Source organism: Paenibacillus rhizosphaerae (genome assembly GCF_014192015.1).
Taxonomy (GTDB): Bacteria; Bacillota; Bacilli; order Paenibacillales; family Paenibacillaceae; genus Paenibacillus_AQ; species Paenibacillus_AQ rhizosphaerae.
In genome coordinates this window covers 419,049-438,009 of record NZ_JACHXJ010000003.1, presented here as the reverse complement: position 1 = coordinate 438,009, position 18,961 = coordinate 419,049, and the positions used below count along the sequence as shown (strand labels likewise).

General features: G+C 47.6%; 16 protein-coding genes. 10 read left to right on the top strand and 6 right to left on the bottom strand.

The window, feature by feature from the left end:
* Positions 1-189: 189 nt before the first annotated feature.
* Entirely contained in the window at positions 190-1,503 is a 1,314-nt protein-coding gene (locus FHS19_RS18650) for an extracellular solute-binding protein (RefSeq protein ID WP_183583357.1), read from the top strand.
* Positions 1,504-1,833: 330 nt separating this feature from the next.
* On the opposite strand, the gene FHS19_RS18645 is transcribed toward FHS19_RS18650, so the two are convergent.
* From FHS19_RS18645 to FHS19_RS18635, 3 genes are all read right to left on the bottom strand, one after another.
* Positions 1,834-3,120, bottom strand: coding sequence for a tetratricopeptide repeat protein (locus tag FHS19_RS18645; protein WP_183583356.1), 1,287 nt, complete (start codon positions 3,118-3,120; stop codon positions 1,834-1,836).
* A 23-nt stretch (positions 3,121-3,143) separates the two neighbouring features.
* Entirely contained in the window at positions 3,144-4,301 is a 1,158-nt protein-coding gene (locus FHS19_RS18640) for a HupE/UreJ family protein (protein ID WP_183583355.1), read from the bottom strand.
* An 88-nt stretch (positions 4,302-4,389) separates the two neighbouring features.
* Complete coding sequence (locus FHS19_RS18635; protein WP_281382547.1) at positions 4,390-5,790, bottom strand: metallophosphoesterase; 1,401 nt, start codon at positions 5,788-5,790, stop codon at positions 4,390-4,392.
* A gap of 456 nt (positions 5,791-6,246) precedes the next feature.
* Between FHS19_RS18635 and FHS19_RS18630 the strand changes: the two genes are divergently transcribed.
* From FHS19_RS18630 to FHS19_RS18610, 5 genes are all read left to right on the top strand, one after another.
* Positions 6,247-6,810 (top strand): hypothetical protein, encoded by a 564-nt coding sequence (locus tag FHS19_RS18630; protein ID WP_183583353.1) that lies wholly within the window; start codon positions 6,247-6,249, stop codon positions 6,808-6,810.
* A 31-nt stretch (positions 6,811-6,841) separates the two neighbouring features.
* On the top strand, positions 6,842-7,234 hold the full coding sequence (locus tag FHS19_RS18625) for a hypothetical protein (RefSeq protein WP_183583352.1): 393 nt from the start codon (positions 6,842-6,844) through the stop codon (positions 7,232-7,234).
* Between the two features lie 434 nt (positions 7,235-7,668).
* Positions 7,669-8,646, top strand: a complete 978-nt coding sequence (locus tag FHS19_RS18620; RefSeq protein WP_183583351.1) for a hypothetical protein — start codon at positions 7,669-7,671, stop codon at positions 8,644-8,646.
* Between the two features lie 14 nt (positions 8,647-8,660).
* Positions 8,661-9,044, top strand: coding sequence for a hypothetical protein (locus FHS19_RS18615; protein ID WP_183583350.1), 384 nt, complete (start codon positions 8,661-8,663; stop codon positions 9,042-9,044).
* A 458-nt stretch (positions 9,045-9,502) separates the two neighbouring features.
* On the top strand, positions 9,503-11,782 hold the full coding sequence (locus FHS19_RS18610; protein WP_183583349.1) for a penicillin-binding transpeptidase domain-containing protein: 2,280 nt from the start codon (positions 9,503-9,505) through the stop codon (positions 11,780-11,782).
* Positions 11,783-12,064: 282 nt separating this feature from the next.
* Here FHS19_RS18610 and FHS19_RS18605 read toward each other — a convergent pair whose 3' ends face one another.
* On the bottom strand, positions 12,065-12,949 hold the full coding sequence (locus FHS19_RS18605) for an AraC family transcriptional regulator (RefSeq protein WP_183583348.1): 885 nt from the start codon (positions 12,947-12,949) through the stop codon (positions 12,065-12,067).
* 166 nt (positions 12,950-13,115) lie between these two features.
* On the opposite strand from FHS19_RS18605, the gene FHS19_RS18600 reads away from it, so the two are divergent.
* Together FHS19_RS18600 and FHS19_RS18595 are read left to right on the top strand one after the other, a co-directional pair.
* Complete coding sequence (locus FHS19_RS18600) at positions 13,116-14,297, top strand: Gfo/Idh/MocA family protein (protein WP_183583347.1); 1,182 nt, start codon at positions 13,116-13,118, stop codon at positions 14,295-14,297.
* A 50-nt stretch (positions 14,298-14,347) separates the two neighbouring features.
* The gene (locus tag FHS19_RS18595) at positions 14,348-15,433 is read left to right on the top strand and encodes a Gfo/Idh/MocA family protein (protein WP_183583346.1); all 1,086 of its coding nucleotides are present in this window, start codon (positions 14,348-14,350) and stop codon (positions 15,431-15,433) included.
* A gap of 90 nt (positions 15,434-15,523) precedes the next feature.
* On the opposite strand, the gene FHS19_RS18590 is transcribed toward FHS19_RS18595, so the two are convergent.
* Both FHS19_RS18590 and FHS19_RS18585 read right to left on the bottom strand, forming a co-directional pair.
* The gene (locus FHS19_RS18590; RefSeq protein WP_376771925.1) at positions 15,524-16,021 is read right to left on the bottom strand and encodes a MarR family winged helix-turn-helix transcriptional regulator; all 498 of its coding nucleotides are present in this window, start codon (positions 16,019-16,021) and stop codon (positions 15,524-15,526) included.
* Between the two features lie 229 nt (positions 16,022-16,250).
* On the bottom strand, positions 16,251-17,393 hold the full coding sequence (locus FHS19_RS18585) for a family 8 glycosyl hydrolase (protein ID WP_183583345.1): 1,143 nt from the start codon (positions 17,391-17,393) through the stop codon (positions 16,251-16,253).
* A gap of 304 nt (positions 17,394-17,697) precedes the next feature.
* Here FHS19_RS18585 and FHS19_RS18580 point away from each other — a divergent pair, with 304 nt between their 5' ends.
* Both FHS19_RS18580 and FHS19_RS18575 read left to right on the top strand, forming a co-directional pair.
* On the top strand, positions 17,698-18,276 hold the full coding sequence (locus tag FHS19_RS18580) for a TetR/AcrR family transcriptional regulator (protein WP_183583344.1): 579 nt from the start codon (positions 17,698-17,700) through the stop codon (positions 18,274-18,276).
* Between the two features lie 124 nt (positions 18,277-18,400).
* Positions 18,401-18,955 (top strand): NAD(P)H-dependent oxidoreductase, encoded by a 555-nt coding sequence (locus tag FHS19_RS18575; RefSeq protein ID WP_183583343.1) that lies wholly within the window; start codon positions 18,401-18,403, stop codon positions 18,953-18,955.
* The last annotated feature ends 6 nt before the right edge of the window (positions 18,956-18,961 follow it).

The window sequence follows — 18,961 nt, the reverse complement described above, 5'->3', positions numbered from 1 at the left end:
TAGCCATTTTAAGCTTACCGATCACATACAAATTTATCTTATGTATTGAAAAAACCGCTGCCTCAAATTAGCTGGACAGCGGTTCTTACGTTTTAAAAACCTCAGTTCTTAACCTTACATCAAGCCTGAATTATCTGTGAAAAAATTATTTTAAACGGTGATTGCTTAACTAAGGGAGGGGACATCGAAATGTTAAAAAGAAGTATGGTACTACTATTGGTTTTAATTTTGACGACAAGTTTAGTCGCAGCTTGTACAACAGGTAATACTGAAGGAAATGTTAAACCGTCCAACGGTAATGATCCGGCAGAAGAACTTCAGGTGCCGGAAAAAGCCGAAGTCACATTTTCTACCATATTTTCTGATGAAGAATTTGAAGAAATTATTGGTAGTTATGTTAAGAAAAAATTTCCTAATTATACGATTAATCATATTTCGAATAGAGGACTTTCATTAGAACAACTAGTAGCCACTCAAACGAAGTTTGATATTTATTTCGCAAGAGCCGCTGCATTTTTGAATGCATACGAACCGATGAAAATGACTTTTGATATGACGGAGTTAGCTGAAAAACATGGAATTAACTTGGATTCATTTGCCCCGGGGTTTATTGAATCAGCCACGTTTGATGGCAAATTATACGGCCTTCCGATTTTTAATGATTCTCTTGTTTTGTATTATAACCGGGATTTATTCGACAAATTTGCAGTTCCATACCCGAGAGATGGTATGACATGGGAGGAAACGTTGGAACTCGCCCATCAATTCGATCGGAATGAAAACGGAACCCAGTATATGGGTCTTTGGATATCTCCGAAGCACTACTTCCGCATGAATTCCTTATCTCAAGGTTTCGTTGATCCAGAAACGAATAAGGTGACGGTAGATAATGATAATTGGAAACGTATTCTTAATATCTTCGCTGAATTGAGTAGAGATTCTGGTGTGCGGGAAATGGCTAGAGTAAATTTCCCAAGTCATGATCACTTTAGAGGGAAAAATAGTGTTACAGCAATGTATGTATTTTTAACCGAATGGATTGCGGTCTCGAGAGATCAAATGCCACTGAACTGGGACATGGTTTCGATGCCAGTCTTCAAAGATCTCCCAGGTAAAGGTACTCAGCCTTACGCAAACTATGCCGGTATTACTTCCATTTCTGAAAATAAAGATGCGGCAATGGAAATCTTAAAATATTTAACGTCTGAAGAATACCAAATGGAAGTCTCAAAAAAAGGGAAAATATCTCCATTGAAATCACAAAAAGTTAAAGATGTTGCATTTGAAAACCATCCGGACCAGGATAAAAACTTCGGTGCCGTGTACGTAAATGAAAATGCTCCGATGCGTCAACTACATCCATTAGAAGATCATATTGTTGATTTAATGAATGATAAAGTAAATGAACTTGTAACAGGGAAAAAAGATATAAATACGATCTTAAGAGAGGTGCAAGAAATGGGCCAACAAGTGATTGATCAGGAAATGGTGAAATCTAAATAAAGCAAGAAATTCACCAAAAAAACATGGTCGGATATTGCAGTCTGATTAAAGACAAAAATCCCAACCGACTCTATACCACATCTTGGTTTAAAAAACGCCTGATTCTAATAAGAATTTTATTAATAGTGTTGGGGACGAATTGGGACCAAATTCATCCCCAACAATCATAGAGCAACCAAATCAGTCATATTCTGATTGGCAAATACCCTATAAATAAAGGATTCTTCGGCGGGAAACTCATTCGCCATGGCTGGTCCGCACCCTGCATCGATTTGTGTGCCGGCTCTAGTCCTTGGCGCGAACATCTTTCGGACGGCGACTTCCGGCAAATTATATCCGCGCCATCTGCTCTTTTTTTGAAAGAATAATGGCATAAATGATGTTTATCAATAAGGCTGCAGCGGCCGAACTCCACATTAACATCAGAAATAAGGAAGCCGCGGGATCTACATCAGCTTCTATTACAGTGTTCATAACGATTTTTCTTCCACTGTAAACGGTCATGTAATATGCCATGAAAGAAGCGGCACCCATATGCAAACAACTTATCAAAACATAAACCCATCTGCCCGTTTTCGATGTCAGCGGGGCAAGAAGCTTTATGATCATAAGCGAAAGGATGGATAAGCCCAACTGGCCAAAGAAAATTCGCAGGTCGACTTCCGGCTCTTCAATTAGGTGTAGGATTAAGACAGGGCCAAGCGATATGAGGGCAAGAAGCAATGAAGGAGTGACAAGCCAACCGGCATATTTTTGTAAATTAAACCGCCTCCAAAATTTTATGGGAATTAACAACAGTACCACCGTTATAAAATACAAAAGGCAAAACATGAACCCATACAACATGTTCCTTTGGTTAATGATATGGTTTTTTTTCAAGGCATAAGTAAAGTTTTCTTCCGGCTTTCCCAACTCCATTGCCTGATCCAAGGCCCGGATGGCCTTTCCGAATCGATGCTGCTTAACGAGAATGTCGGAATACAACTGCAGGGCCAGGACTTTATCTGTATTTGACATGCTGGCCTTATCAAAGTTCTTTATATATTTTTCCACATGCTCGCTCGCCTTTTGATAGTCGGCAGTTTTAAAATAGTTATTGGCCAAATAGATATGCATTTCCGGCGCGGTCAATCTGTCCTCATTCTTTGATAAGATGGTTTCGACTTCCTCCAGGCTATCTTTGATGGGAATATGGTCTTCTTCCAACTGGACTTTTCTAAAATCTCGCAATACTTGCCATTCAGAGCGTCTTTCATTCAGATAAGCGACTCTTTCCCGAAAGGCGCCGGCAAATATCCCCTCGGGGAATTGATCAAGATACTTTTTATAGAGGGACAACGCTTTTTCAAAATTAAAAAGGTAATCATCATAGATATGGGTCATTTGCTTGTAGACCATTTCATTATTCAGTTCTGGTTTCTTTATCAGGAGTTCTTCCAACACTAAAGCTGCCTGCTCATAATTTTTGTCGGCAATGAATTGGTTCGCTTTATTGCTGTATTCTTGTATAAGGTCGGCTGAACGGCTTTGAGCCATGCCAGTGCCAGGACTCGAAATGAAGACAATAAAAGCAACCATGATGGAAATAAAAAAATAAGATGATGTATTTTTCTTCATGTCGTTCTCTCTTCCTGTTTTTCTTAAAACGGTATCAATTGCAAATTGAACACCCGATCAACGAACCAGATAAAACCAAGTACAAAAATAGCTATGGATGCTACAGCGGTTACTCTTCGGATAGAGAACTTTTTTCTTATCAGGTAGAGAAGGGGTAACAGAATTAAAAAGATCATCAACTGTCCCGTCTCCACGCCGATGTTAAACGAGACCACCGAGAGAACAAGATTCGATTTTCCTCTGACGAGCTCCTCGAGGGCACTGGCAAAGCCGAACCCATGCACTAACCCGAAGACAAAGGTGACCAGCCATCGATAATTGACCTGTTTGGCGAACAAGTTTTCCACCGCGATATAACAGATGGAGAGGGCAATCACGCTCTCAACAAATCTGGAGTTCAGATTGATCACATGCATGGCCGCCAGCAGCAAAGTAATGCTGTGCGCCAAAGTAAAGGACGTGATAATTTTTAAGGCTTCCCTGGCGGATAAACCTATCACAATTAAAGCAACCAAAAAGGTTATGTGATCATATCCAGTCAGGATATGTTTGATTCCAAGTACGAGGAAGGTAAAGATTTGCGACTGCAAAGCGGCGGTTTTAGATTTAACCGAGAACTCAAATTCCGTATGACCGGAATCGAACGTATACATCAAATCCGGTTGGCTATAATTGAAAACCTGCTTCACCGAATCGTCATCGGCATCGGTAAAATAAATATAGCCGATACTCACATGCTGATTATTGGTTTCCTTAAATAAAAGATGGTAATTAATCTTCATCTTGTTGTCTTGCTGGTTCAAACTTAGATCACTAACCCTCATCCATGTTCTCCATACTGTCCCTTCCTTCTCCATTTTCTCTACCTTAACCGGATAAGAACGGCCATTGACGGAGACCGAGAGCTTCTCGTTCATATAAGGTTGGATGAGATTGGTTTCCATTCTACTGCGCTGCTCATCAGTGAGACTGTCAAGGTTATCTCCGAGTTCCTTGATCCCATTAATTTGCTGTAATATGGCGGGATCGAGGTCAATCGTGAACAGAATGCGATCCTTGCCGACGGCCCATTCTGATCCTCCTAGATACATGTCATGTGCGAAGACGGGGGTAACTCCACCAAAAAATAAACCGAACATCAGTATCATTGGAGCTAGTTTTCGAAACCATGGTATAGGCATGATGATGCCCTCGTTTCTTCTTGAAGTTAGGAGCGGCCGCAGGAAAGCCTGCGGCCGCTGTTTTATTGTACTGCGACAAATGATGGTACTACTTGTTGTTATCTTTCAAGCTCGGCTTCACGGTGACGACCACAGTATCCGTGGCAGTGGCGCCATCGTCATCTGTCACAGTAAGGGTAATTGTATGGGTGCCAACAGCCAGTTTGACGCTCGGAGTGGCGCCGGTGGCAATTTGGGTTTCCCCTTCTTTCCAGACATAGGAAGAGATCGTTCCGTCCTGATCCAAGCTTTTCGTCCCGTTTAGGGTAATCATTTCGTACCCCGGATCTTTGGGTCCGGTTCTTTTCGGTGCGTTGACATTATTACAGCTGTTGCCGTTGCAGTCGTCAGTCACCGTTTGGTCAAGTCCGGCATCAGCAACGGGCACCTTGTTGTTATTGAGCGTCACGGTCTCAATGACCGAGCCGTCAATCCGGCGGGAAGTGACGTTCATCTTTTTCCCGTTCACATCGAACTCGGATAGGAAGTACGTACTTTCGGCTTTAACAATGTTCGGCCAAGTCGGATCTACTGCATACGACGGAGCGCCGCCGCCGCCGGAGGTGAGGTACTCGATTCCTTCGACTTCCGCACGGGCATAGTTATGGTTATGTCCGTTGAGGTACAACTGTACCCCATACTGCTTTAAGAGCGGATGGATGACATTCTGAACATTCGTGTCGTTTCCATGAGTACCGGCACCCCACGCTGGATTGTGGGCCATCACAATCTTCCACGGTTTGGTTGTGGAGGCAAGGTCGTTAACCAGCCAGTTGTATTGAGCCGAGCCGGGTTTATAGTCGGAATACTCGTCCAGCACGGTAAAATGGACTGGGCCGTAATCGAAGGACCAGTAGAAGTTAGACACGTACGGATAAGGGAAGTACTTTCCATAGACAGATCCCGCTCCCTCATGGTTGCCCCTTGCTCCAACCATCGGAACCTCGGACTGGAGAGTGTGCAGCTGAGGATAGGTGGATCCGGGAACGAAGTATTGAGCTGTCCAGTTACTCTCCGTATCGCTCGAGGCAATATCACCGCTGTTCAAGAGAATGGTCTGGTAGGCAGGATCGGCGGCATAAGCCTTAAGCGCCAGGCCGGCTACCTGCTCCTGATAGCTTGGTTGGGTACGGCTGTCGCCGTAAGATAGGAACTTCACGGAAGTAGCATCGTCCGCAGGCGCGGTGACGAAGGAACCCGTCTGACCGTCTACATTATAGTAATATTTGGTAGCTGGCTTCAGCCCCGTGATGGTGAACTTGTGCTGGTGGTCGGTACCGAAAGTCCCGACAGTCTCTTGCCCCATCGAATAGGAGGTGTCGGTACCCCATTTGATGACATTCGATTGGTCATCGCTCGTCTGCCAAAGAAGGCTCATTGAGGTGTTGGAACCTTCGAACAGCAAATACGGGCTTTTAATAAAGTTGCTTTCAGCTGACGCGTTGAACATACCAACCGTGAAAAGAAGAGCACTAACACTTACAACTGCGGTTACACTTTTCCACTTGCCCTTCAACTTGCCTATTAATTTTTCCTTCATCATGAACTTCCTCTCAACTTCATTCTAGTCGTCGGAGACACAGGAAACCGCTTCCCAACCTCCTTTCACCCACTGACATTTTTAAGAAATTACGGTTAACAGGTTTTCCGACTGTCCGAGCAAGTCACATCTTACTCGTCTAACGTAAATTCTGTTTCAAGAGTTTTTTAAGCTAATATTAATGTTTTCGAATTTTGTCAAATCCTAATGCTGTGGAATTCTTTAAATGCTGCTGAATCCTTTATATAGATAAAATAATTTTTCAATCTCCTAAACCAGCTATAATATTCTCTTTACAATTCTTCTGTAGACTTCATTGAGATGATTATAGTAATCAAGTAAATCTGAGAGAGAGATGGATAGTCGATGAAATCATTGTTCACTGCAAGAGATTTTGCGGTTACACAAGCTTGTGTAGCCGCTGCCCTTTTTTTATCGATCCCTTTGGTCAATGTGATCGGATTCAGCAACCATAAGCTTGAAGCCGTCCTTCACGGATTGGGTGCAACCGTCACCGTGATCATGAGCTGTCAAATGATTCACCTGACCTATCCCATGCTGCGGGGCAAGAAAGGGGCTGCGGCAAAACTGGAATGGGTGCTCTGGCTCACGAATGTTATGGTTCTGCTCACGATCGTGTTCGGTAACTGGCTCTACATCGCATACCGGGGGCCTGACGGTCCGCAGGAATGGCTGATGTTCCACAGCCCCGAGGTACATTTGATCCTCATGGAATATAAAGAATTCGTCTCGCTGTATCCGCTCCCCTTGGGAATTGCGGCAGGCTTTTTATTGCGCCGGTTTCGCCATACGCTCAAACCTGGCTCGGCGGTTGGCGGGATCATCGCTTTATTGATCACGCTATTCTGGATCTGTCTGCTGGTTGGATTTGCGTTTGGCATCGGCATAGCGAAACTGAGAATGGTATGAATCTGAAGACGATCCACTGGGGGAGAACATCATGAAAAAAGACAAGCAACGAAAAACGGGCGAGGTCGCATCCGTTCTGCTGTCAGTATATCTCGGTATCCTTGCGACAACGGCCAGTCACTTATGGAGTTATTACAATCCGCTCAAAGCGAATGCGATTTTGCTGAAGATAGGCTCCTGGATCCCCTCTTGGTGGGGTATCGGTCCCTATGCCGGTAAAGAAACGGTAGGACTGCTCGTTTGGTTGGTCTCATGGGCTATATTCCACTGGACGATCGGACGGAAAGAGGTTGATCTGAGACCATGGACGATCGGATTTGCCATTGCCTTTGTTGTCAATCTGGTCATCCTGTGGCCAACCGTGTACCACACCATCCTGTGGTGGCCAGCTCTGCCGAACACGTTGCCCGGAGGTGAGGGTTAGTCATGGTGATTATTTCCAAATATAAACTATCCTTTTCACTGTTGGTGCTTATTTGTGTGCTTTGGTGTTCCTTCTATTGGACAAGAGTGCCGATGGCAGGATTCAAGACACCCGCCGCATCGTCCATCTCGTTTCGATTCGGTTATTTTAGTGAGCAGGAAGGGGAAATCGGGGATTCGATCAAGCAATTCCGGGACGTTTCGTACTTTGTCGCATCCGATCAGTTGCTGCAGAGTCATCCGGAAACGCTAGCGTCTCAGATTTATCCCATATATGACGGTTCTACGACGGAACAGCGTTTCAACCAGGCTTATCCCCATGTGCCTACCGGGACTCTTCCGGGTTATGGAAAATCGGTGTATACGGCCAGTCATGGAAACGCCAGGATGTTCTTCCTGAACGCCGATCGGTTATCGGATGCGGGAGACGATCAGTTGGAATGGATTCGCAGGACGGCTAATGAAAATAAGAAGCTTTTCAACTTCGTCTGGCTGAGCAAAGATCCGAAGCTTCCCGAAGTATGGAACGCGTTCAGAGCCGCCGGAATTAACGCAGTTTTCATCCATGATTCCGTTTATGTTCTTAAATTGGCCGTTACGCAGCAGTCTTCCGATGATATGCCCACCGAATATGAGGGCTGGGAAGTTTGGGATTTAAACAGGCTGAAGGAAAAGCCCTTCATTACGGTATTGGAAGCCACAGATAATACGTTGTTCATTAAAGCTGAAAATAAACAAGGACAAGTGCTGGATCAACTGGAACAGGATGCGCAGAATCTGGCATCATGGAACCTGACTACGTTGAAAGAAAAACAGGAAATCCCTCTCGTGGGGATTCAATCTATATGGCGCTATCATTCAGGCAGCGAGGCAATCCAATCCGCTTTACCGGAAGGGGGGGACCTGGTGGGAGAGGGACCGATCATTGAAACATCTCATACGGAAACGGTTCCACTGCCTGCTAACGATTGGCGCAGTCCGGAATACAACGATTCCGACTGGAAGTTCGGCAGGGCTCCTTTGGGAAATACGAATAACGGGGAGCGGCAGACTTATGTTCAAACAAACCTGGAGACCGTGAAGTCCCCAACTTATTATTTCCGCAAGTCGTTTGACTTGGATGTCGATCCGAAGGAGCTATCCGATTTAGTTTTGAATATCGCTTATGAGGACGGTTACGCCGTTTATCTGAACGGCCAGGAAATATCCAGGGACGCCATTCTATCGGGAATCTTAACTGAATCCTCGCTGGCATTTCCAAATGAGTTTACCTTTTATCGAAGAATTGATCTAAAAGCCCATTTGAACAAGCTGCTGAAGGGGGCTAATGTCATAGCTGTTGAGGTGCACCGTAGCCACCCCTCCTCGCCCAATCTGTTCTTTGACCTTGCATTGTCTGTTGAATCAGAATGAAAGGAACGTGGATCATGCGGATAAACCTGATGAATTTCATAAGTAAGCCTACAATGAGAATCGGCTCATCTTTCTTGTTGATTGTCTGCCTTGCCAGCATGATGACGGGATGCGTGCCCGCGCCGACCAGTCCGGTCCCCATTGCCGAGATTGGCGTTACAAATGGACACTTATTGGTACAGAACCACACTGGACATGTATGGTTCAATGCCAAAATCACCATCGATGACAAGTACACTTATAAAGTGGATGTACTGCCTGCCGTCAAATCCAGCCTGCCGTTATCCGATTTCGTTGACGAACAGGGCCATAGTTACAAGCGTGGGCTGCTGAGCGTGCGCAATGTAACGATCGATGTGGCCGATACGATGGGCAATATAAGGCATTTTCGTTGGTAAATCGCGGCCCATTAAAATCAGCTCCCTTTTCACAATTTATCCAATTCAACCATAATACGTTTCCAGCACTGGCAGCGATGAGGTCAGCGCTGCGATCCCCCTAGGCTCCATAGAAGAAAACCCTTGGGAATCAAGGGTTTTTTGTTTTTCATTTTCAGTTTGGCCTAATTCAATATAATGGTGGGGACGTTTGGATATAGATATGTTCATCGACAAAACTGTACCAGAAAGGAATTCGGACAATTCTTAGTCTATTTAGCCGGGGAAGGGGATTTCCAAGTATCGCCAATTATGGACTTTTGTATTAAACTGGTTCTGGGGTGATGTTATGGCGAAATTAAACCGAGCTCAAAGAAATTTTATAAGCCAGATGAGCAAGACACAAAAAAATATTCGTAACAAATACGGAGAGAAATATTACAGTTACCTTGAGGATATAGAGCTTGTGAGGGGAGAGTATGATTAAAAGATTAAAGCTTCGCACACTGCTCCTAGGAGGATTCATCACCCTCCTTTTTGTTGTTCTGTTGATACGGGTATTTACGCTACAGGTAGTCAAAGGACAAGACTGGCACGAGCGGGCGGTAGCCCAGTGGACGAAAAAGGTCCCGATTCCGGCAACCCGCGGCACGATCGCAGACCGGAACGGCGATATTCTCGCATCCGACATTCCGGCTTATACGGTGATCGTCAATCCGGCCGTCATTCACGAGAATGGGCTGGAGAACGAAATTATCGAAGGACTGCACAAAATTTTGGGCAAGGCTGAAAGCGAGCTTAAGGCACTTGTAAATGCTAATAAGGATGGGAAATACCTTACTAATCGGGAGGTTCGGAATGAAGGGTGGAAAATTGACGAAACGAAAAAGGAACAGATCGTTGATTTCAACAATGAGTTAATGGACCAGCTTAAGAAAGAAAAAAAAGTAATGGAGACCGGGCTAGGCCTGCTTAAGGAGCAGAAGCGGTATTATCCAAAAGGGACACTTGCAGCTCATATTTTGGGTTATACCAACCGCGACGGTGAGGCTGTCGCCGGTCTTGAGGCATACAAAGATGATGTTCTGAAGGGCATCCCCGGAGAAATGAAATATGAAAGCGACCGGCAAGGGGACCGGCTTCCCGAAGCGAATATGGTGTACAAGCCGGCTGTCAATGGTAAAAATGTAAAGCTGACGATCGACGACACGATCCAGTATTATATCGAAGACGCGATGAAAGAAACGTATGAGAAATACAAACCGATCAGCATGACGGTCATTGCGGCCGATCCGAAGACGATGGAAATTCTCGGGATGGCGAACCTGCCGACGTTCAACCCGAATACGTATTGGGATCCCGCGAATGATCAGAAGGACTTTTTTAACTATGCTGTCAAGGCAACGTACGAACCGGGCTCAACATTCAAGATCGTGACGCTCGCCGGTGCGGTGCAGGAGAAACTGTTTAATCCGAATGCCATCTACCAGTCCGGACAAATCTATGTCAAAGGGACTCATACGCCCCTTCATGACATTGTCCGCTCAGGATGGGGGCCGATCACGTACCTGGAAGGCGTGAAGCGCTCCAGTAACGTCGCCTTCGTCAAGCTGGGCTCGGAAATGCTCGGGAAAGACCGGCTGCTGAAATATATCAAGGACTTCGGGTTCGGTCAGAAGACAGGCATCGAGCTGCCCGGCGAAGTCTCGACCACGATCAACCTTCCGGGTCCGGTCGAAGTGGCGACCGCTTCTTATGGCCACGGCGTGTCCGTGACACCGATCCAGCAGCTGGCGGCGATCAGCGTGGTGGCGAATGGCGGCAAATTGAAGATACCGCATATCATCAAAGAGATTACCGATCCGGATACAGGCAAAGTGATTGAGTCTCCGGATACGAGCAAGGTCATCCGGCAGGTCATTTCCCCGGAAGCCGCCAAGGAAACGAGCAGCTATCTGGAGCAGGTTGTGGCGGACCGGGTGATCGGTACCGGAAAAAAAGCATATATCGAAGGCTATCGGGTGGCCGGTAAAACAGGTACCGCGGTTAAATATGGCCCGGACAGAAAACCGGATTATTCGAAATCCGTCGTCTCCTTTATCGGCTTTGCGCCGGTGAACGATCCGAAGATCGCCCTTATTGTCATTGTGGACCAGCCGAATGATCCTGATGTCGGCGGAAGCACGGTGGCGGCGCCGATCTTTAAGAAAATCGTGTCCCAGGCCCTGCCGTACATGGGCGTGCCGAAAACCACCACCAAAAAAACGTCGGACGGCAAAACGACGGTGGAACGCCCTGCGGTGCCGACGCTGACAAAACTGGCAGTGAAGGATGCCAAACAAAAGCTGCTAAACGCCGGTATCGATTTTGAAACGATCGGTAAGGGCGCCTCGGTCATCCGGCAGTTCCCGGCAGCGGAAACGCCGATGAGCCCGGGACAGCGTATGTATCTGCTCACTGAGGAGACCGATAAGATGACGGTGCCGGATCTCAAAGGCGAATCGCTGCGCGATGCGCTGGATATTTTAACCTTGCTGAAATGCTCGGTTACCGTCCAAGGCGAAGGATACGTCACCGAGCAGCTGGTCACGGACAAGAACGGCAAGCGTTCCGTCCAACTGACGCTGAAGCCGGTCAAGGGTGACGAGGCATCGCAGGATACCTCATCCTCCTCCACGGAGGACGAGTCCGGATCGAAGGATACGTCAACCAGCGATTCGGCAGGTGGCAAGTCCGGCGAAGAAGTTGGCGATAACTGATAGGCGGCTAATTCTGTCCCGAGTGATCAAGCCAAAACGGGTAAGACGAGCAATATACACCCTTTTGTACGTAGTTCTTTTTGTTGAGACCGTTCTTACTGTGATTGCTACATTATACGCCGCACAAGATAACTTTCCAATCACAGTCATGGACTTGACGATTACCTCTTTGACTCTGTTTGTTTTCGGACTCATAAGCCCGCAGGTCAGCGCTGCGATCCCCCTAGGCTCCATAGAAGAAAACCCTTGGGAATCAAGGGTTTTTTGTTTTTCATTTTATTATTATGATTTTAAGTTCCTGGCCCATTTCTTGCGATACTGGTGGGGCGTAATGCCCATGCGCTGTTTGAACAATTTACAATAATAAGAGCTGTTTGCTAAACCAATCTCCTCGGCAATGAGCGAGATTGGTTTTTTGGTGGTCGTTAACAGCAGTACGGATTGATGGACCCGGCGGGCCATGATGTATTCGGAGATGCTGATTCCTGTTGTCTCTTTGAAGAGATGCGATACATGATAGGGAGATAAATGCAGCGATTTGGCCATGTCGTCCAGCCGAAACGGTAATGCATAGTTGGCCTCGATCCATGTCAATATGTGCTCCACCTGATGATTCTTACGTAGGGCCGTAGGCTGCCCGGCTTCCGTCCGCTGATCCCACGCATGTTTGATCGAGCGGTACAGCATGACGAGAAATAAAGAAAATTCCTCATATCTTTCTGCCTCTGAAAGCATCGGTAATTGATCATCCAGGCTTTTGAAAACAGCGTCCAGAATGCGAAGCTCATCCCCGGTATCATACATGCACGGAAAAGGAAGCTCCCCTAAATACATGAATTTGTAAAAGGAGTGAAGGGATGGCCATTTTTCAAAATAAGACTCAAACATCGTCGGTTCAAAGGTCACAAGGGAACGTTCAAAGCATTGGCCATCATCGTATTCGAGCTTGAGATGATGAAGCTGATAAGGTTGAAAAATGCAGAGCATGCCCGGTTTGATGTCGTAGCGGATGTTATTGACGATCATCGTCCCTTTCCCTTGATGGATCAACAATATTTCCACCCCAAGGTGGGAATGAAAGGTTTCTCTATGCTCATAGTTGACGCTTTTTCGCTTATAGGCAAAATGCAGGGGCACCTCGCTATAATTACCCGCAACAAAAGACATGACCCCTTGCCTCCTTCGTCCCTCGTTTTTATTAGGGTTCGAATCTATTCTATCTCATAACCGCAATCCAGTGTTATTTTTCCCCCCACAGCGAAGCACAAAGTTCTCGCAGCTTCAGTTAATATCCTTATATACCAATGAATGAAGCTCACGGGAGGTTAATTGGATGATCAAGGTTGCGATTATAGGGACCGGGGCGATTTCGTCCGCTCATATCGAAGGTTATCTGCAATTTAAGGACCGCTGCAAAATTGTTGCTTTATGCGATCTTTATCCCGAGAAAGCCGAGGCTAAGCGGGAGCAATACGGTTTGGACGCTGTCATCGTTAAGGATTACAAGGAACTGCTTGATCAGGAAATTGATCTGGTTTCTGTGTGTATGCCTCCGTTTGTTCATGCGCCTGTTACTATTGATTTCCTGAATGCAGGCCGTCATGTGATCGTGGAAAAGCCTATGGCCTCTTCTCTTGAAGAATGCGATGCCATGATCGAGGCTGCGGAACAAAGCGGGAAGGTACTGTCCGTTGTTGCTCAAAATCGCTTCAGAAATCCGATTATGAAGCTGAAGCACGTGGTTGACAGCGGATTGGCCGGCCGGATTCTTCATGCCCAGGTGGATTCGTACTGGTGGCGAGGCCATTGCTATTACGATTTGTGGTGGCGCGGCACGTGGGAGAAGGAGGGAGGCGGTCCTACGCTGAATCATGCGGTTCATCATATCGACGCCTTGCTCTGGATGCTGGGTCAGCCCAGCGAGCTTCAGGCTTATATGAGCAACGTCGCCCATGACAATGCGGAAGTGGAGGATCTGTCCATCGCGATTCTTAAATATCCGAACGGCAGCTTAGGGCAAATTACAAGCTCCGTCGTTCATCATGGTGAAGAACAGCAGTTTATTTTCCAGGGTGAGCATGCCCGGATCTCGGCGCCGTGGCGGGTCACGGCTTCCAGGTCACTGCCGAACGGCTTCCCGAAGCGGGAACCCTCTCTCGAAGAGAAAATCCAGCAATACTACAACGAGCTGCCGGATCTGCCATACGAAGGCCATACGGCACAGATCGATAATGTGCTGAATGCCATTGAGACAGGGACGTCGGTGTTGATAGACGGAATCAGCGGAAGGAATACGTTGGAACTCATTATGAGTATTTACAAATCGGCTAGCACCGGAGAAAAGGTCAAACTTCCCCTGCAGCAGGACGATCCTTTCTATACGCGGGAGGGTCTGATGAAGAATGTACCTCATTTTTATGAAAAGGCCAGCAGCATTGAAAATTTTGCGGATCTAAAAATAACCACAGGAAGCCATTACGGCGAAAAGAACGGACAATCGACGGACGATAAGTGAATCCCAACGGATGGGACTGAGAACCTTTAAACGCGAAAGGGATGAAGCAGATGCAGAAGAACGACGGAATGAATTATGCTCCGAAAGGCAAACCGAATCCGGTGGTCAAGCCGGGTGAATTTGTGATCGCTGCGGTGGCGCTGGATCATGGACATATCTATGGAATGGTAAACGGGCTGCTCGAAGCAGGCGCTACCTTAAAGTGGGTTTATGACCGCGACCGAGCCAAAGCGGAAGCATTTGTACAAACCTACCCTCAAGTAACGATTGCTGCGTCCGAGGAGGAGATTTTGGCTGATCCGCAGGTTCAGCTCATAGCGGGAGCAGCCGTGACTTCGGAACGCTGCGCGCTGGGGCTTCGGGTGATGGACGCAGGCAAAGATTATTTTACGGATAAAGCCCCCTTCACGACGCTTGAGCAGCTGGAGTCGGCCCGCGCCAAGGTGCTTGAAACCGGAAAAAAATATATGGTTTACTACAGCGAAAGGCTTCATGTCGAATCGGCGGTTTATGCCGGGCAGCTCATCGAGCAGGGCGCGATTGGGCGGGTGCTGCAGGTGACGGGATTCGGGCCGCATCGGTTAAATGCTTCGTCTCGGCCGGAGTGGTTTTTTCAAAAGAAGCAATATGGAGGAATTTTATGCGATATCGGCAGCCATCAGGTCGAACAGTTCCTGTTCTATGCGGGTTGTAAGAAGGCGGAGGTTCTGCACAGTAAAGTTGCAAACTACAACAACCCTGAGTATCCGGAGCTTGAAGACTTTGGTGACGCTACCCTTCTGGGGGACAATGGGGCCACACAATATTTTCGGGTGGATTGGTTTACGCCGGACGGATTAGGGACTTGGGGGGACGGCCGGACGGTCATCTTGGGAACCGAAGGTTATATTGAGCTAAGAAAATATATCGATATCGCCCGCGACCGGTCCGGCAATCATGTCTACCTGGTCAATCAAGAAGGGGAGTACCATTTTCATGTTGCCGGGCAGGTTGGATATCCGTTCTTTGGGGAACTCATTCTTGACTGCCTGAACCGGACCGAGAACGCCATGACGCAGGAGCACGCCTTTATGGCCGCTGAGCTGTGCTTGAAAGCGCAGGAAATGGCGATGGACGTGACCCGCAGCGGCAGCTGATTGCATAAGCAGGCCATGAAGATCATGGAGCAGCTAATTAAAATGCATTTGTTTAAAATAAGTTGGGGAGGGCTGCGTATGGATTCATTATCACTTCATGCCTTTCTCTTTCTTCAGCTTGTTCATCTCAGCTAAAGTCATCTCATTGCACTGCCGGATGAAATTCAAAATCAGCTGAAGTTCCTGCTCCGTATACTGCGAGACGATCTCGAGCGTCGACTGCATAATCGATTGGAATAAAGGGGAGATGGATGCCGAGCCTTCCGGCACCGGTTTGACGACGACGCGTCTGCGATCGTTCGGATCCTTATCCCGGATGACATAACCCGCTTGTTCGAGCCGGTCGATAACACTGGTCACGGCTCCGGTTGTCAGCCCGGTTAAATGGGCCAGCTGGCCGGCCGTGACAGGTCCGGCCTGGTTCAAGTAATCCAAACATTTGTGATCGGTGGCGTTCAGACCTAATCGTTCCGAGATCAGCTGATGGAACATCACCGCACGGGTGCTGTTCTGGCGCAGCTCATGCACCATCTCCTGCTGTAAGGAAGCGAGATCGGGTGAAAAAGGGTCTTTTCCTTGTGACATCATAATTCCTCCACGTAGCTTATGTCTTTACTCGTTAAGATAAACATTATATTAAGATGATTTGCCGATCAAGGTTTATTTGCTTACTTGGTCACCTTAAGCTAGCCGTTTGTCTGAATCAACAGAAAAGACGGTTCTAAGCGAAGTCATGTGAGGTTTTAAAGATCATCAGTGAAGGAGATAAAACAGAGCAGAGAACCCTTATATATCAAGGGCTCTCTGCTCTGCATGTTTAATAGATGCGATATTTTCCGCTTAGCGCCAGCAAGCTGAAAAAATAAAGGCAGTTGTCGTAATATCGGCGAATGCCGGTTCTAAGCGGTGTGCTCCAGAACTTGTGAACGAAGGGGAGCGCATCTTCACCGTCCGCGGCCAGCGAAGCCATCGCATTGGTGGCCAACAGACCGATGGGGTGCAGGGCAGGCTCTTCGAAAGGGCTCCCGTCGATGCGGTATCTACGGTATTCGGACGGCTCGATCTCCCGGAAGAACCGCTGAATCCGGTTGGACTGCCCAACCTGCCATGGATCCTGGCGGAACCATTCCCAGTCGAGGGCAATGTTGGCCGCCACCCGGTACGCATCGCTGAAGAAATGGCGGAAATCGCCATGGGGCTGCGGTTCGGCCGGCGTGCCGTCGTAGTTCGCATACTCCGGAGACAGTCCTGTTTCGGGGTGACAGGCCAGATGCAGATAAGTCCGGCTGGCGACCGCAGCTTCTTTCCAAAAAGTCCGATCCCGTTCGTCGGCACGCTGAGCGAACAACTCGTAGAAGTGGGGGAGATGGTAGGAAGGATCGCTGAAAGGAGACTCCGGGATGAACTTGATCAGCTTGGTTGCAGGGTCCCACATCGGATCTCCTTCTTGGTCCTGACCTTGGTGAACACAAGCACGAAGAATCGTCTTCGCCTGCTCAGAGTAATCGTACGGCGGCGGTCCGTCGCCCCACCGGCTTGAAGCAAAAAACAGGGCCATCGCGAAGTATTCCTCCCCGTCAGGTGCGGGTCCAGGAGACAGGCGGGTGCCGTCCGGCTTGCAGTGCCAAGCGAAATAATCCTTGTAACGTCCTTCCTTATGCTGCATATACGATTTGGAAAAATTCCAGAGCCGGTCGAAGATGTCCTTCTTGTCCATCTGAACGGCCATCATCATGCCGTATGACATCCCTTCGGTGCGGACGTCCGAGTTGCCTGTATCCAGAACATATCCTTTATCCTCGCCAAGAGGGAAGTAGATCCGAACCTCAGGTGCACCGTCAAACAGGTCGTTCCACGCCTGTTCAAGCCTGGCTTCGATCTCGTCTTGCGAATAACCCGCTTCCACGAATACATTACGGTAATTGCCGGTATAGAACGCACCTTGCATCGTTAGAGCCATAGTCAACCTCCAGCTGTTCGTTTAAGCTTATCGTAACATAACAGGAGCTCTAAAAATTAAAGCGTTTACCCTTCAAATTATAGATGTTTAGGTTCCGGGTATTAAAATAATACTTTACCGATCGTTCCCGAAATGTTATGATCAATTCGTAAAGAGGACGGTTTACAGCGTGTGAAATAGAATGGGCATTCTCGAAATAGGCCATATTATATTTAAGCTAAGAGAGGGGATTCGGAGCGGAAAAGACAGATTTTCTATACTGATTATTCCCGAAATGATAAGATGACGGAAGGAGGTGTACGGGGTGGCCAGAAGCAAAGAATTTGAGGAAAGCGCCGTTCTGGAGAAAGCGATGAAGCTGTTCTGGGAACAGGGTTACGAGAAGACATCCATGAACGACCTTGTTGAGCATATGGGCATTCACCGCAGAAGCCTGTATGATACGTTCACCGATAAGCACACGTTGTTCCTGAAAGCGATCGACCGCTTTGGGGAACGGTTCAACGCCAAAATGTCAGCAGGGGTTAAGCAGTCGGAAACGGCCGAACAGGCGCTGGAGTTTGTTTTCCAATACGTGATTCATGGGGATGAAGACGTCCCGCCAGGCTGCATGGTCGTGAACTCGGCCGTGGAACTCGGGATCCGTGACGAAGAGGTGGACGCAAAGGCGACGGAGGCATTTGCCAAAGCCGAGCAGCTGCTGAGGGAAATCGTGTTTTGGGGGCAGCAGAACGGCGAGTTTACAAGGGAATATGAAGCGGAAGAATTGGCGGAGTACCTTCATAACGCTCTGGTGGGAATTCGAGTGATGAAGCGGACGTCCCTTCCCCAAGAAAAATTGGAGCGGATCGCAGAAGTAACGATACGCTTCGTCAAAAAATAAAAACATATTTTTTTTCGTAATTATAGAATGAACGTTCCCGAAATAACAGGGCTAAAACTGTGTAATAAGAATGACTTGGCGCATGGAAAGGAGAATGATCATTCCCAAAAGGAGACGATTTGTTATGAAGACGTTAATTATTGCAGCCCATCCAGATTTAAATACCTCCCGGATCAGCCGGGCCTGGACCGAAGCGGCACAACAGCAAGCAGAGACGACCGTACACCGGCTGTATGAAGCCTATCCGGACAGAAATATCGACGTAGCAAGGGAGCAAAGTCTGCTGGAGAGCCATGACCGCATTATTTTTCAATATCCGCTGTACTGGTACAGTACGCCGCCGCTCCTCAAACAGTGGTTTGATGAGGTTCTCACATACGGCTGGGCTTTTGGTCCCGGAGGAGACCGGTTAAAGGGCAAGGAGCTTGGAATTGCGATCTCCACCTCAGGCACCGCCGTTTCATATCAGCCGGGAGGATATAACCTGTTTACGATCAGGGATATCGCGAAGCCGGTAGAAGCGCTGGCTAACTATGTGAGCGCCCGTTATCTGCCGCCTTTTGCGCTGCATGACGCGCATCATGTGACGGATGAGCAGATCGCCGACAGCCAGGCCGCGTATGTCAAGCATTTGGTTGAGGCGCAGCCTGTACAATACGAAGCACTTGAAATCAATTAACCATTT